The organism is Cupriavidus cauae (assembly GCF_026210475.1).
Lineage (GTDB): Bacteria > Pseudomonadota > Gammaproteobacteria > Burkholderiales > Burkholderiaceae > Cupriavidus > Cupriavidus cauae.
The window spans coordinates 1,950,691-1,965,928 of sequence record NZ_CP080294.1; the positions used below are offsets into that span (position 1 = coordinate 1,950,691).

The following is a 15,238-nucleotide window of genomic DNA, read 5'->3' on the forward strand; positions in this document are numbered from 1 at the left end:
AGCGGACCCCAAAATCAGCTGACCCAAAACAACAGCCGGAGACATCAGCATGGATCGACGACAGTTCCTCGGCGCGGCGGCCTGCGCCACCGCGACGCTCGCGGCAACCGGCCTGGCGCCAAGCGCATGGGCGGCGGATTGGCCGAGCCGGCCGATTCGGCTGGTGGTCGCCTATCCGCCGGGGGGCGGCACCGACGTGGTGGCGCGGCTGTTCGCCGATTACTTCACGAAGGTCATCGGCCAGTCGGTCGTCGTGGAAAACAAGCCGGGCGGGGCGACGATCCCCGCCACGCAGGACGTGATCCGCGCGAAGAACGACGGCCACACCTTGCTGGTCACGCTCGGCTCGTCGGCGACCTCCGGCGCCCATATCAACCGCGTGCCCTACGACCCGCTGACCGATCTGACCGCATTGGCGGAACTGGGCAAGGCGCCGGTCGTGATGGTGGCGAACAAGGACGCGCCGTTCTCCTCGCTGAAGGAACTGATTGCCTGGTCCAAGGCCAATCCCGGCAAGCCGCTGCATTCCGCGTCGTACGGGCCAGGAACCTCGTCGCACTTCGGGCCGCTGCTGTTCAACCGGCTGTCCGGCACCCATATCGAGCCCGTGCTGTACAAGGGCTCGGCGCCGGCCACGCAGGACCTGGTCGGCGGCGTGGTGCCGTTGATGATCGACGGGCTGACCACGGGGGTGCCGCTCTATCAGGCGGGCAAGACCAAGGTGCTGGCGACCACGATTCCGGAACGTTCCGATCTCGCGCCCGGTGCGCCGACGTTCCGGGAACTGGGATTTGCCGAGATGGAGCAGTTGAGCGGCTATTTCGCGCTGTTCGGTCCCAAGGCCATGCCGAAGGACACCGTCGAGGCGGTATCGGCAGCCGTGCGCAAGGTGCTGGCCGACCCGGCCTATCACAAGCGGCTGGCGGGCGTCGGCGTATTGCCGCCGCAGGCCGTCACGCCGGAGGCCTTTGCCACGCAGATCAAGACCGATCATGCCCGGTGGGGCAAGTTCATCAAGGACATCGGCTTCAAGATCGACGGAACCTGAGCCCCTCCACGATGGCGGGTTTCCCATCCGGGGCGTGGTGCCCTATGCTACGGGCTTTGCGTGGCTTGCCAAGGCAGAGCAAGCACAGCGCAACCCGGCCATCCGGCCCGGTTGCGATCGCCACGCCAGCCTGGAATCAGAGGAATCCGCCTTGAAGGCCGAAAGCAGCGCGTCCACCGTCGACGACTACCAGAACCTGTTCGATCTCGCGCCAGTCTCGTTGTGGCTGGAAGACTATAGTGACCTGAAACGGCATCTCGATGGCCTGCGGGCCGCGGGCATCACCGATCTGCGCGCCTACCTGCATGGCCATCCCGACGAGGTTGCCCGTTGTTCGTCGCTGATGCGCATCGTCAATGTCAACCGCCGCACGCTGGAGCTCTACGGCGCCCGGGATCTCGCCGATCTGGTCGGAAATCTGGACAAGGTGTTCCGCGACGACATGTTCGAGCAGCACGTCGAGGAACTGGTGGACCTGTGGGACGGCCGCGGCGTCTTCGGCGGCCAATCGGTCAATTACACGCTCGATGGCCAGCGTCTCGATATCCAGCTGTCAGGCCGCGTGCTGCCGGGCCACGAGCAGCATTGGGACCGCGTGCTGCTGTCGATCGACGACATCACGCAGCGCCAGCGCGCCGAGCGGGAGCTGCGCAATAGCCAGCAATACGCGCTCGGGCTGTTCGAGCATTCGCCGGTGTCGCTGTGGGTCGAGGACTTCAGCGCGGTCAAGGTGTTGCTCGACGAGGTGCGCGCCGCCGGCATTACCGATTTCCGGACCTTCCTGAACGTCCATCCCGATTTCATCGCGCGCTGCATGCAGGAAATCCGCGTGATCGACGTCAACCAGCAGACCTTGCTGATGTTCAGCGCGCCATCCAAGCCGGTGCTGCTGTCGCGCCTTGGGGACGTGTTCCGCGATGACATGCAGGGGCACTTTGCCGAGCAGCTGGTCGATCTGTGGAACGAGAAGCTGTGGCAGCAGCGCGAGGTCGTCAACTATGCGCTGGACGGCCGCCAGGTCCATGTGTACATGCAATGGTCGGTATTCCCCGGGCACGAGGCCGAATGGGATCAGGTGCTGGTGTCGCTGACCGACATCACCGCGCGCAAGAAGGCCGAGGCCTACGTCGAATTCCTCGGCAAGCACGACGTGCTGACCAAGCTGTACAACCGCGCCTATTACGAGGACGAGCTGGCGCGTCTCGGCCGCAAGGGGCCGTGGCCGGTCAGCGTGATCGCCGTGGATCTGAACGGACTCAAGCAGATCAACGACAACCTTGGCCACGGCGATGGCGATGCGCTGCTGCGCCGTGCGGGAGAGGCCCTGAAGAAGGCGGTCGGCGACGGCTTCTGCATCGCCCGTGTCGGCGGCGACGAGTTCATGGTGCTGCTGCCGGACCGCGACGAACATGCCACGGCCTCGATCGTCGCGCAGATCGAGCAGGTCGTCGAACTGAACAACCAGTTCTATCCGGGCGCGGCGCTGAACTTCGCGATCGGCGCGGCCACCTGTGCGGTCGGCGAGCGCCTGACCGATGCGGTCAAGCAGGCCGACGCGCGCATGTATGCGGCCAAGCGGGCGTACTACGAAAAGCTGCGGGCAGAGCGGGAGCGCCGCAGCAACTGAGTCACGTTACCAAGGTCGCACCAAACTCAGCCCCAACCTCACCAACAAGCCCGCCGCTAACCCGGCCGCTAAGCCCGGCCGCCAAGCCAAGCCCCGCCGACGGACCCGTCAGTCGCGTTCGCCCATCGCCGGGTCCGACACGAGGTCCTTGCCCGTCTCGATGCGCCCGGCAAAACGGCGGCGGAAGCTGCCTTGCTGGGTAGTCACCGTGAAGTCGTACCAGTTGCCCTGCGAGCCCACCGGCCAGTGCTGGTCCAGCTGCTTGCCGGCGGGGACTTCGAAGGTCCAGGGGCCGTCGTTGCGGTAGGCGTTCGGCACCACGGTGAAGGTGCAGGCGCTGGCGCCGGCATTGATCATCGTCAGGTAGACCGCCGCGTTGGCGATGTCGTAGCAGACGCGGATCTCCGGCGCGCTGGCACCCGCGGTGCCCAGCGTGCTGACGTCGCCGCGGAAGCTGCGATGAAAGCCATTGGGTCCCAGCACGAACAGGTCGTAGCGGCCTTCGTCGCCAGCAAAGACCTCATAGCGGCCGTCGAGCTGCTTGCCCGGTTCGACGGTGTAGCGGCGCGGCACGCGGTCCAGGTGCAGCCGGTCGTAAACATGGAACACGGCCGCGGCCGTTCCGGTATTGCTGAACAGCAGCCACATCGCGCGGCCGCTGGGGTCTTCCCGGCCGCTGACGTGCAGTTCATACGGCAGCGCGCGCGAGGGGCGCGTGCCGGCCGCCTGCGCCGGCATCTGCTGCGCGGTCGTCGGCGGCAGCGGTACCTGGGGCAACTGGCCCTGCGCGGTGCGGATCGCATCGGCGCTGGTCTTGTCCCGCGTTGGCAGCGTCGGCAGCGTCTCGGTATTCGGATTGACGAAGTTGAACGCCGAGAGCAGATCGCCGGCGATCGCGCGGCGGTACGCGCTGATATTCGGCTCCCTCACGCCGAAACGGGCTTCGAGGAAGCGCAGCACCGACGTGTGGTCGAACACCTGCGAATTGACCCAGCCGCCGCGGCTCCAGGGCGATACCACATACATCGGCACGCGGGGGCCGGGACCATAGGGCTTGCCGTCGGTGTGATACTCGCCGTCGGTCGCCACCGTCGAGGCGCCGGCCAGCGTGCCGTTGTCGAACGCGGGCGCGCAGGGCGGCGGTACGTGGTCGAAGAAGCCGTCGTTCTCGTCGAAGTTGATCAGCAGCACGGTGCGGCTCCAGACCTCCGGATTGGCCGTCAGCGCGTTGAGCACCTCTTGCGTATACCAGGCACCCTGCACCGGGCTCGACGGCCCGGGATGCTCGGAGTAGGTGGCCGGTGCCACGATCCACGACACCTGCGGCAGCGTTCCCGCCGCGATATCGTCCTTCAGTGCCTGCAGAAAGCCGCCATCCGGCATCGTGTTGCCGATGCCCTTGATCAGCGGGCTGATCGATTCGTCTGCCGGCGTGTAGGGCGGATACGGGCTGCCGTTGGGCAGGTTGCCGCGCGCCGCGTTGGCTTCGCGATATTGCTTGAAGCCCGCCAGCGGATTGTCGGTGAAGTTGTCCGGCAGGTTCTGGTAGACCTTCCAGCTGACACCGGCGGCCTGCAACCGCTCCGGATACGTGGTCCAGCGGTAGCTGATGCTGGTCGCATCGAGCGAATCGCCGCGGTTGTCGATCACCGGGCCACCCATCGCGCCGGTCGGATCGTTGGTGCCGGTCCAGTGGAACAGGCGGTTCGGGTTCGTGCCGCCATGGAACGAGCAGAAGTACGCGTCGCAGATCGTGAAGGCGTTGGCCAGCGCGTACTGGAAATCGAGTTCGGCTTCGGTATAGAAGCCCATCGAATGCGGCTCCTTGTACGTCGGCCACTGGTTCATGCGACCCAGGTCCCAGGCGTCCTGCGCATCGGGATAGCTGTGCGGCGTGCCGCTGACGCGCTGCGCGTTGCCGGCGCTGCTGTCCAGGTGGTAGGGCAGCACGATGCGGCTGACGCCATTCTCGGTATAGGTCTGCTCGAAGACGTTGCGCCCGCCGGCAAGCGGAATCGGAAAGCGGTCGCCGAAGCCGCGCACGCCCTTCATCGTTCCGAAATAGTTGTCGAACGAGCGGTTCTCCTGCATCAGGATCACGACGTGCTCGACATCGCGGATGGTGCCGGTGGCGTTATTGGCGGGGATGGCAAGGGCGCGGCGGATCGCAGGCGGGAACGCGGCGAGCGTGGCGGCAGCGGCGGCGCCGGTGCTGGCGATCTTCAGGAATTGACGACGGCTGTTCGATGGCATGGCGAAAGGCGGCTGGGATGGCGGGATGGTACCGGCAGGGCGGCGATCGGGAAACCATTGGCGCCGGCGCCCGAGGCAGCGGGGCGCCGGACAGCCGAAGCCGGCACCGTACCGAACGGCGATGTCAGCGGCATGACGCGGCGATGACAAGGACCACTCCGCAACAGTGCGGGAGTTCGGCGTCGGGTCACAGTGCCGTCATGCAGGCGCACTAGGCTGGCGGGATTTTCCGAAGCCGGAAAAATCTCTCCCCCTTCTTTCCACGCCAGCGAGGGTTCCAATGCAAGCCCTGAGAATGACGAGAGCGCTGTTGGCCGTTCTTCTGACCACCGCCGTGCTGACCGCCTGCGGCGGCGACGACGACAAGCCGGGCGAAACGCCGAAGCCCCCCGAGACGCCCAAGCCGGAACTGCGCTGCGCTCCCTGAGCGCGATCCGCACCCGGCCCTCCGACTCCGCCCACAACAACAAACAGAAATGACCTCCCGCCGCAGATTCCTGCAGGCGAGCGCGGCCGCGGGCTTTTCGGCCGCGGCGCTCGCCGCCTTTCCTCCCAGCATTCGCCGCGCGCTGGCCATTCCGGCCCACAATGCCACCGGCACCATCATGGACGTGCAGCACGTGGTGATCCTGATGCAGGAGAACCGCTCGTTCGACCACTACTTCGGCACGCTGAGCGGCGTGCGCGGATTCGGTGACCGCCTCACGATCCCGATGCCGAACGGCCGCAAGGTCTGGCAGCAGGAGCGCGCGAACGGCACGGTCATCACGCCCTACCATCTGGACGGCACCGCCAACAACGCGCAGCGCGTCGCCGGCACGCCGCACTCGTGGAAGGACAGCCAGGAGGCCTGGGATCACGGCCGCATGTCGCGTTGGCCCGTCGCCAAGACCGACACGTCGATGGGCTATTACAAGGAGCAGGAGATCCCGTTCCAGTTCGCGCTCGCCAATGCGTTCACGATCTGCGACGCCTACCACTGCTCGATGCACACCGGCACGGACGCGAACCGGGCCTTCCATCTGACCGGCACCAACGGGCCGGTGCCGCAGAACGTGGCCTTCGTCAACAACGAGTGGGATGCGATCAACGGCATCCCGTCGGACGCGAACGTCGGCTACACGTGGAAGACCTATGCCGAGCGGCTGGAAGAGGCCGGCATCAGCTGGATCAGCTACCAGAACATGCCGGACGAGTGGGGCGACAACATGCTCGGCGCCTTCCAGACCTTCCGCCGCGCCAATCTGGCGTCCGGCTTTCCGGTGTCGAGCGGCGGTGCGCCCGGCGCGCCGTACAACGATACGGGCCAGCCGCTGCCGTATCACGCCTACGATGCGGCGACCGACAACGCCGGCAATCCGCTCTACAAGGGCGTCGCCAACACGCTGCCGGGCAGCCAGCCGGACCAGTATCTCGACGCCTTCAGGCGCGACGTGCGAGAAGGCAAGCTGCCGCAGGTATCGTGGATCAATGCGCCGTCGATCTACTGCGAGCATCCCGGGCCCTCGAGTCCGGTACAGGGCTCGTGGTTCCTGCAGGAGGTCCTCGATGCGCTGACCGCCAATCCGGAGGTCTGGAGCAGGACGGTCCTGATCGTCAATTTCGACGAGAACGACGGCTATTTCGATCACGTGCCGTCGCCGTCGGCGCCGTCGCGCAATCCCGACAACACGTACGCCGGCAAGACCACGCTCAGCGAGGCAGAGTTGGCACCGGAGTATTTCACGCAGCCGCCGCCGCAGGGCAGCACCAGCCAGCCGGCGCCGGACGGCCGCGTCTACGGGCCGGGACCGCGCGTTCCGCTTTACGTGATCTCGCCGTGGAGCCGCGGCGGCTGGGTCAATTCGCAGGTGTTCGACCACACGTCGGTGCTGCGCTTCCTCGAGGCCCGCTTTGGCGTGCAGGAGCCGAACATCAGCCCGTTCCGGCGCGCCGTCTGCGGCGACCTGACCAGCGCCTTCAATTTCAAGACGCCGAATACCGAGGCGTTGCCGACACTGGCGGGCCGCACCACGCGGGATGCGGCCGACGCGCTGCGCGCCGCGCAGCAGCGGCTGCCGGCCGTGCCGGTGCCGCGCGACATGGCGCTGCCGCTGCAGGCACCGGGCACGCGTCCTTCGCGCGCGCTGCCCTACGAACTGCATACCAGCGCGCGCTGCCATGCATCGGGCCAGGGGTCGGGCCAGGTCGAGCTGCTGTTCTCGAATACCGGTACGCAGGCCGCCGTGTTCCACGTCTACGACGGCCACAAGCTGGACCGCATCCCGCGCCGCTATATGGTCGAGGCCGGCAAGACGCTGTCCGATACCTGGAACGCCGGGTCCGACAATTTCGGCCGCTACGATCTGTGGGTGCTCGGCCCCAACGGCTACCACCGGCATTTCAAGGGCGACCTGAACCGGCTCGGCGCTGCGCAGGCCGCGCCGGAGATCCGTGTCTGCTACGACATTGCCAACGGAGACGTCTACGTGGATCTGCTCAATCCGGGCGCCGCCGCGTGCCAGTTCGCCATCGCGCCGCTGGCCTATCGCACCGACGGCCCCTGGCAGGTCGACGTCGCCGCGGGCGGCACGGCCTCGCGGCACTGGTCGCTGGCCGACAGCGGCCAGTGGTACGACTTCGCGGTGACGTGCAGCAGCGATCCGGCCTTCTATCGCCGCTTTGCCGGCCGGGTGGAAACCGGGCGGCATACGGTCAGTGACCCCGCGATGGGCGAGGTCTGACGGAGGCGGGTCAGTCATGAGGCGAGTCGCCACGCGAGTCGTCAGGCGAGTCGTCGGGCGAGTCGTCGGGGGAGTCGTCGGGCGAGGCGTCAAGTTAGTCGTCGGGTGCGATGGGCGGCGCGGCTTGCCCGTTCGCTTCCTTCACCCATCGCCATAACGTCGCGCGGCTGATGCCCAGCCGCTGCGCGGCCTGCTGGCGGTTGCCGCCGCAGGCCGCCAGCACCTCCAGCACCCGCGCGCGAGACGCGGCGTTGGCGCCGGGGCCTGAGCCAACGTCCGAGCGAATGTCCGAGCGAATGTCCGAGCGAATGTCCGAGCGAATATCCGAGCCCCCGCTATCCAACCCATAAAGCTCGGGACAGTCGTGGCGCAATTCGTCGAACGCGATCGCGTCGACGTGCTGCCACTGCGAGAAGAACACCGCCATCCGTTCGCACAGGTTCTCGAGCTCCCGCACATTGCCCGGCCAGCGGTAGGCTCGCAGCCGCTCGCGCAAGGGCGCGAGCAAGGCCGTCGCGTCCAGGTCGCTGTCGAGCCTGTCCAGGCTTCGCCGCAGCAGCACGGTGGCCAGCGCCTCGATGTCCTCCGTCCGCTCCCGCAGCGGCGGGATGCGCAATTGCAGCGTGTTGATCCGATAGTAGAGGTCCTGCCGGAATTGCTTCGCCGCGATCCGCTGCGGCAAGGGCTGGTGGGTCGCCGCGATGATGCGCACGTCGACGGGAATCGGTACGCCGCCGCCCAGCCGCACGATCTCGCGCTCCTGCAGCACGCGCAGCAGCCGCGTCTGCAACGAGACCGGCATGTCGCCGATCTCGTCGAGGAACAGCGTGCCGGTGTGAGCCGCTTCGAACAGGCCGCGCTTGCCGCCGCGGCGCGAGCCGGTGAACGCGCCTTCTTCGTAGCCGAACAGTTCGCTCTCGAGCAGCGCCTCCGGAAAGGCCGCGCAATTGACGGCGACGAACGGCTTGCCGGCGCGCTTGCTGTCGTTATGGATGGCCTGCGCGAACAGCTCCTTGCCGACGCCGCTTTCGCCGGAGATCAGCACGGTCAGGTCGGTCCGCGCGAAGCGCCTGGCGGTTGCGCAGGCCCGTAGAAAGGACGGACTGCTTCCGATCAGATTGTCGAAACGATGGCGCGCGGTCGGCTGATGGCGGCGCTGCTGGCTGCGCAGGCTGGCGTCGGCGTCCTGGATATTGCGCGCGTCGTACAGCGTCAGGGCGGCACCGACCGTATCGCCGTGCTCGCGAATCGGCGTGCGATTGGCGATCCAGTCGCGCTGGGCGTAGCGCAGCACGCTGCCGCGCTCCTGCAGCCCGCTGTCCAGCGTGGTCCGCAGCGACAGCGCCGGCTCGATGTCGTCCAGATGCTGGCCGAGCAAGCGGGCGCGCACGCGTCCCAGCAGCTTCTCCATCGGCGGATTGACCGCGATCAGGCGATCGTCGCGATCGACCGCCAGCACGGCTTCCTGCAGGTTGTGCAGCACGCCGTTCAGCTGCTCGTAGCGGCCCGCCTCGAGCCGGGCGACACGCGCCAGCTCGATCGCGTCCTCGATGCCCTGGCGCACCGCGCCGAGCGAGTAGGCGAGGCGGCCCTGCAAGCCATACTGCTCGGCCAGCTCCACCACGATGCTCGAGCCGACCACCACTTCGTAGCCGTCGCGGGCCAGCAGTTCGAAACACTGCCGGGCCTCGTCGGGCGTGCGGTAGGCGTACTGCGCCACCTTGATCTTCAGCAGGTCGCGCACCGCATCGAGCTCCGGGATGCACGCGCCGTACATCACCACGCCGACCTTGGACGAGATGCGCCGCGCGTTGAGCAGCGCCAGCAGGATGTCGAAGCCGGACAGCTTGATGGTGGCGACCGGCGCCACCACCGCGTTGCGCAGGATGGTGGCGTTGGCGCCGGCGCTGATCAGCGCGTCGGTCGATCCGTCGCGGATGCGCTCGCGCGCGGCGTCGAGGGCCGCCTCGAACGAGGCGTTGACCACCTCGATCTCGGCCCGGTCCGCGTATTCGTCCAGCACGGTCATCGCGAACCGGCTCAGGTGCTTGTAGCTGATGAAGCAGAGCCGCGGCCGGGTGCCGCGGTCGTTCGGGGTGTTGCGCATGGTCTCCTCGCCGGCGGTCTGCGCGCTTCGTCCCGCCTCGAAGCTCAGGCCGCGCGCGTTCGCCGTGTTTCATCGATGTCTCGCCAGTGTTTCATGAAACGGTGAAACGCGAGTAGCAGAATGAATTGTCCAAAATAATCAATGGCTTGTCTCGCGCCGCAAAGGTGGCATGGGGCTTGCGGAACAAGCCGCATGCTACCGACGGAGGAAAGAATGCAGGCGCTCAGCCATATCACCGTGCTGGATTTGACCCACATGCTGTCGGGCCCGTACGGCACGATGCTGCTGGCCGATCTCGGCGCGCGCACCATCAAGGTCGAGCCGCCCGGCGCCGGAGAGGGGACGCGGCGGCTGCTGGCCGAGAGCGAGGACTATGCGCGCGACGGCATGGGCGCCTACTTCCTGACGCTGAACCGCAACAAGGAAAGCGTCTGCATCGACCTGAAGTCCGACGCCGGCCGCGCGGTGTTTCTCGATCTGGTGCGCCATGCCGATGTGGTGTTCGACAACTTCAGCGCCGGCGTCACCGAGCGGCTGGGTATCGATCATGCCGCGCTGTCGCAGGTCAATCCGCGCATCGTCACCTGCTCGGTGACGGGCTTCGGCCAGACCGGCCCGGACCGGCAGCAGCCAGCCTTCGACCAGGTCGTGCAGGCGATGGGCGGCGGCATGTCGATCACCGGCATGGCCGATGGACCGCCAGTGCGCAGCGGCATTCCGATCGGCGATCTGGGCGGCGGCGTGTTCGGCGCGATTGGCGTGCTGGCGGCGCTGGCCGAGCGCGAGCGCAGCGGCGTGGGACAGCACGTCGATATCTCGATGCTGGATGCGCAGATCTCGCTGCTGAACTACATGGCGACGATGCATCTGATGTCGGGCATCGTGCCGGAGCGGATCGGCAACAGCCATTTCGTGCACGTGCCGTACAACACGTATCCCACCCGCGACGGCCACATCATCATCGCCTGCATCGGCGATGCGTTCTTCGAGCGCTTCCTGAGCGTGATCGACCATCCGGAGTTGCGCCGCCCGGAATATCTGCGCCAGCCGGGCCGCTACGCCGACAAGGACCGCATCGACGCGATCATCGGCGATGTGCTGCGCGGCGAATCGTCGGCATATTGGCTCGACCGGCTGCGCCAGGCCCGCATTCCGTGCGGCCCGGTCAATGACTTCGCCCACGCGCTGCGCGAACCGCAGGTGCTCGGCCGCGACATGGTGGTCGAGGTCGAGCTCAAGACTGGCGAGACGGTGCGCATGCCCGGCAATCCCGTCAAGCTGTCGCGCGCGGCCGCGCCGGCGTACAGCTGTCCGCCCGCGGTCGGCGAGCACACGGAGGCCGTGCTGCGCGATCTGCTCGGCTACGACGCCGATCGGCTGGACCGGTTGCGCGCCGCCGGCGCGGTCGCATGACGGAGGCAACGACGATGGAACAGGAAACGATCGTCATCACCGATGTCGCGCCACGCGATGGCCTGCAGAACCAGGCCGTGGCGATTTCGACCGAGGGAAAACTGGAGCTGGTCCGCCGCCTTGCCGCGGCCGGTGTGCGCAGCGTCGAGGCGACCAGCTTCGTCTCGCCCCGCGCGGTACCGCAGATGGCCGATGCGGCCGACGTGGTGGCCCGCTTGCGCGGGGAGCTGCCCGATCTGCGCCTGTCGACGCTGGTGCCGAACCGCAAGGGACTGGAGCGCGCGCATGCCGCTGGCGCGCCGGAGATCGCCGTGGTGCTGTCCGCGACCGAGACCATGAACTTGCGCAACATCAATATGGATCTGGCGCAGGCCACCGCGGTCAGCGAGGAGACGCTTGCCCACGCACGCGAGCTCGGCCTGCGCACGCGCGCCTATGTCGCAGTCGCCTTTGTCTGTCCGTTCGAGGGCGAGGTGCCGCTCTCCACCGTGGTCCGGCTGGCGCAGCGCATGCGCGAGGCCGGTGCGCAGGAGATCGTGATTGCGGACACCATCGGCGCCGCCGCACCGGCCGGAGTCAAGGCGCGCATTGCCGCACTGGCCGACACCATCGAGATCGACCGGCTCGCGGTTCATCTGCACGATACGCGCGGCCTCGGTGCCGCCAATGCGTGGGCCGCGCTGGAAGCAGGCGTGCGGCGCTTCGACGCCAGCGTCGGCGGCATCGGCGGCTGCCCCTTCGCCCCAGGCGCGGCCGGCAATCTGGCGACCGAGGACCTGGTGTTGATGGCGGAGCAGAGCGGCTTTGCCACGGGTATCGCGCTGGAGGGCCTGCTCGATGCCGTCGGTTATGCGGAGTCGCTGCTGGGACGTCCGTTGGGCGGGCGATCCAGCGCATGGCTGCGGCGCCGGTACGGGGCTGAACCGGTGACGTGAGTCGGCCGTCCGGATTCACGCCACAGCCCCAGCAAGCCCCGACAAGCAAAACAAGCACAACAAGCACAACACACAACGAACACAACAGGAGACAACCGATGCTGAACCATCGCTGGATGCGCGCGGCCATGATGATCGTGGCCTGCCTGGCCACCGCCGCGCCTTGGAGCCACGCCGCCGCGAAATGGCCCGACAAACCCGTCACGCTGATCGTGCCCTATGCCCCCGGCGGTGGCACCGATATCGTCAGCCGGCTGGTGGCGCAGAAGCTGTCGGAGCGCTGGGGCCAGTCGGTGGTGGTCGAGAACCGCCCCGGCGCCAACGGCGTGATCGGCACCGGCCACGTCGCCAAGTCGGCGCCGGATGGCCACACCTTGCTGATGGTGGTCGGCTCGCACGCGATCAATCCGGTGCTGATGAAGAGCCTGCCGTATGACACCGCCAAGGGCTTCACGCCGATCACGCGGCTGGCGGTGTCGCCGATGGTGCTGGTGGTCGCCAAGTCGAGCCCGTACAAGACGCTGAACGATCTGGTCGAGGCCGCGCGCAAGCAACCGCTCGGCGTGGGTTATTCGGAGGGGCAGACCCGCCTGACCGGCGAGCTGCTGCGCCAGGTCGGCAAGCTGCAGACGATCCCGGTGTCGTACAAGGGCGGGGCGCAGATCATGGTCGACATCATCGGCGGCCATCTCGCCTCGGGCTTTACCAGCGTGCTGACCGCCTTGCCGCACGTCAACGGCGGCGACCTGCGCGTGATCGGCGTTGCCGCGGACGAGCGCATGCCGATCTTCCCCGACGCGATGACGTTCAAGGAAGCCGGCCTGGATGGCGTGCAGTCGCTGAACTGGTATGGCCTGTTCGGGCCCGCCGGCATGCCCGCGGCCACGGTCGAACAGATCCACCGCGACCTGCGCGAGGTCACGGCCGACCCCGCGGTCGCCAAGCAGATGCGGGACCAGGGCGCCGCCATCGTGCTGACCCCGCCGGACGCGTTCCGCGCGTTGATCGGCAGCGAGACGCAGAAGTGGGCCGAAGTGGCACGCCGCGGCGGCATTCGCCCCGAGTAGCGCAGCGCGGACGCAACGACCCGCGATATAACGAGCAGGAGGAGACAAGATGCAACGCCGCAAACTGATTCAGGCGCTGGGGGCCGCCGTGCTGGCGCTCGCCGCGGGGCCGGGCTCCAACGCCCTGGCCCAGGACTATCCGGCGCGGCCGATCCGGCTGATCGTGCCGTTCGCTCCCGGCGGGGTCTCGGACACCAGCGCGCGCGTGATCGCCGACAAACTGGGCCAGCGGCTCGGCCAGCAGGTCGTGGTCGACAACCGTCCAGGGGCGTCGGGCAATATCGGCACCGCGATGGCCGCGCAGGCGGCGCCCGATGGCTATACGCTGTTGCTCGGCTTCGACGGCACCATGGTGATCAACCCGCATGTGTTCGCCAAGGTCCCGTTCGATACGGTCAAGGATTTCGTGCCGATCAGCAAGATCGGCGACGCCGCGCTGATCCTGATCACCCATCCGTCGGTGCCGGCGAAGAACCTGAGCGAGCTGGTGGCGTACTCGCGGACCACCTCGGCGGGCCTGTCCTATGGCAGCGCCGGCACCGGCAGCACGCCGCATCTGGCCGGCGAACTGCTGAAGGCGCGCACCGGGCTGAACATGGTCCACGTGCCCTACAAGGGCGGCGGACAGGCCATGGGCGATCTGGTCGGGGGCACGCTGCCGGTGCTGTTTACCGCGGTGGCCGGCGCGCAGCAATACGTGAAGAACGGCAAGGCCACCGCGATCGCCGTGTCCGCTGCGAAGCGCGTGCCGTCGCTGCCGGACGTGCCGACGCTGGCGGAGTCGGGCGTGCCCGGCTTCGTCAGCGACTCATGGGTAGGGCTGCTGGCGCCTGCCAATACGCCGAAGGAGATCGTCGACAAGCTGGCGCGCGAGCTCAATGCGGTCGTCAATATGCCCGATACCCGCGAGCGGCTGGCGACGCTGGGGATCGTGCCGTCGGGCAATACTTCGGAGGCCTTCGCCAGCGAGATCCAGAACGACCTGAAGAAGTACAGCGAGATCGTCAAGACCGCGAAGATTCGCGTGCAGTGAGGGCTTGCGCGTCGGCGAAGCGATCGGTCGCGGCGATCAGCTGATCGAGGATGCCCGGCTCCGTCCACGCATGGCCGGCGCCCTCGATCAGATGGAAATCGGCCTGCGGCCAGGCCTGGTGCAACGCATAGGCATAGCGCGCGGGGCATGGCATGTCATAGCGGCCATGCACGATGACGCCGGGAATGCCGGCCAGCTTGTGCGCGTCGCGCAGCAGCTGACCTTCTTCCAGCCAGCAGCGGTGCGTGAAGTAGTGGTTTTCCAGCCGCGCAAACGCCAGCGCGAAATGGCCGTCGTCGTGCCTGGCGGCGATCGCGGGATCGGGCAGCAGCGTAATCGTCTCGGCTTCCCACACGCTCCATGCGCGCGCGGCTTCGATCTGTTTGGCCTTGTCCTCGCCGGTCAGCAGCTTGCGGTAGGCCGCCATCATGTTGCCGCGCTCGGCCTCGGGCACTGGCGCCTGGAAACGTGCCCACTTGTCGGGGAACATCTCCGACACGCCATATTGGTAGTACCAGTCGAGCTCCGCCTGCGAGACCGTGTAGATGCCGCGCAGCACCAGCTCGCTGACGCGCTCGGGATGCTTCTGCGCATAGGCCAGCGCCAGCGTCGAACCCCACGAGCCGCCGAACACCAGCCAGCGTTCGACACCGGCCAGCGCGCGCAGCCGTTCGATGTCGTCGACCAGATGCCAGGTCGTATTGGCTTCTAGCCCGGCATGCGGTGTCGAGCGGCCGCAGCCGCGCTGGTCGAACAGCAATACGTCATAGCGTGACGGATCGAACAGGCGCCGATGGTCGGGCGAGATGCCGCCGCCCGGCCCGCCGTGCAGGAACACCGCCGGCTTGGCGCCCGGCGTGCCGGCACGCTCGTAGTAGATGACGTGGCCATCGCCGACATCGAGCGTGCCGGTCTCGTAGGGTTCGATTTCGGGATAGAGCGTGCGCAGCGAGGGCATGGATGCGGTCTCCGAGGGGGAATACCGCAGTGTACCGGTGGCGAACGCCCCCCACAGCCTCGACGGCCGCCACA

The 15,238-nt window shown here is 67.5% G+C and carries 10 protein-coding genes; 7 read left to right on the forward strand and 3 right to left on the reverse strand.

Annotated features, from left to right (window positions below; translation table 11 throughout):
- The first annotated feature begins 49 nt into the window (after window positions 1-49).
- Complete coding sequence (locus KZ686_RS23990; protein ID WP_149315969.1) at window positions 50-1,048, forward strand: Bug family tripartite tricarboxylate transporter substrate binding protein; 999 nt, start codon at window positions 50-52, stop codon at window positions 1,046-1,048.
- A 151-nt stretch (window positions 1,049-1,199) separates the two neighbouring features.
- Window positions 1,200-2,675: a sensor domain-containing diguanylate cyclase gene (locus KZ686_RS23995; protein ID WP_265633904.1), complete on the forward strand. Its 1,476-nt coding sequence runs from the start codon at window positions 1,200-1,202 to the stop codon at window positions 2,673-2,675.
- 108 nt (window positions 2,676-2,783) lie between these two features.
- Here the strand turns inward: KZ686_RS23995 and KZ686_RS24000 are convergent, their stop codons facing one another.
- Window positions 2,784-4,928, reverse strand: coding sequence for a phosphocholine-specific phospholipase C (locus KZ686_RS24000; RefSeq protein ID WP_265633905.1), 2,145 nt, complete (start codon window positions 4,926-4,928; stop codon window positions 2,784-2,786).
- A gap of 476 nt (window positions 4,929-5,404) precedes the next feature.
- On the opposite strand from KZ686_RS24000, the gene KZ686_RS24005 reads away from it, so the two are divergent.
- On the forward strand, window positions 5,405-7,651 hold the full coding sequence (locus KZ686_RS24005; RefSeq protein WP_265633907.1) for a phosphocholine-specific phospholipase C: 2,247 nt from the start codon (window positions 5,405-5,407) through the stop codon (window positions 7,649-7,651).
- Window positions 7,652-7,745: 94 nt separating this feature from the next.
- Here KZ686_RS24005 and prpR read toward each other — a convergent pair whose 3' ends face one another.
- A complete protein-coding gene (gene prpR, locus KZ686_RS24010) occupies window positions 7,746-9,758 on the reverse strand; it encodes a propionate catabolism operon regulatory protein PrpR (RefSeq protein WP_265633908.1) in 2,013 nt (670 codons plus the stop codon).
- 213 nt (window positions 9,759-9,971) lie between these two features.
- Here prpR and KZ686_RS24015 point away from each other — a divergent pair, with 213 nt between their 5' ends.
- The 4 genes from KZ686_RS24015 (at window position 9,972) to KZ686_RS24030 (ending at window position 14,206) form a co-directional block, all read left to right on the forward strand.
- Entirely contained in the window at window positions 9,972-11,171 is a 1,200-nt protein-coding gene (locus KZ686_RS24015; RefSeq protein WP_149315964.1) for a CaiB/BaiF CoA transferase family protein, read from the forward strand.
- The gene (locus tag KZ686_RS24020; protein WP_265633909.1) at window positions 11,168-12,106 is read left to right on the forward strand and encodes a hydroxymethylglutaryl-CoA lyase; all 939 of its coding nucleotides are present in this window, start codon (window positions 11,168-11,170) and stop codon (window positions 12,104-12,106) included. The genes KZ686_RS24015 and KZ686_RS24020 overlap by 4 nt, the downstream gene beginning before the upstream one ends.
- A gap of 98 nt (window positions 12,107-12,204) precedes the next feature.
- Complete coding sequence (locus KZ686_RS24025) at window positions 12,205-13,173, forward strand: Bug family tripartite tricarboxylate transporter substrate binding protein (RefSeq protein ID WP_265633910.1); 969 nt, start codon at window positions 12,205-12,207, stop codon at window positions 13,171-13,173.
- A gap of 49 nt (window positions 13,174-13,222) precedes the next feature.
- Window positions 13,223-14,206, forward strand: a complete 984-nt coding sequence (locus KZ686_RS24030; protein WP_265633911.1) for a Bug family tripartite tricarboxylate transporter substrate binding protein — start codon at window positions 13,223-13,225, stop codon at window positions 14,204-14,206.
- Here KZ686_RS24030 and pip read toward each other — a convergent pair.
- Window positions 14,178-15,164, reverse strand: coding sequence for a prolyl aminopeptidase (gene pip, locus KZ686_RS24035; protein WP_150083919.1), 987 nt, complete (start codon window positions 15,162-15,164; stop codon window positions 14,178-14,180). The genes KZ686_RS24030 and pip overlap by 29 nt on opposite strands.
- Between the last annotated feature and the right edge of the window lie 74 nt (window positions 15,165-15,238).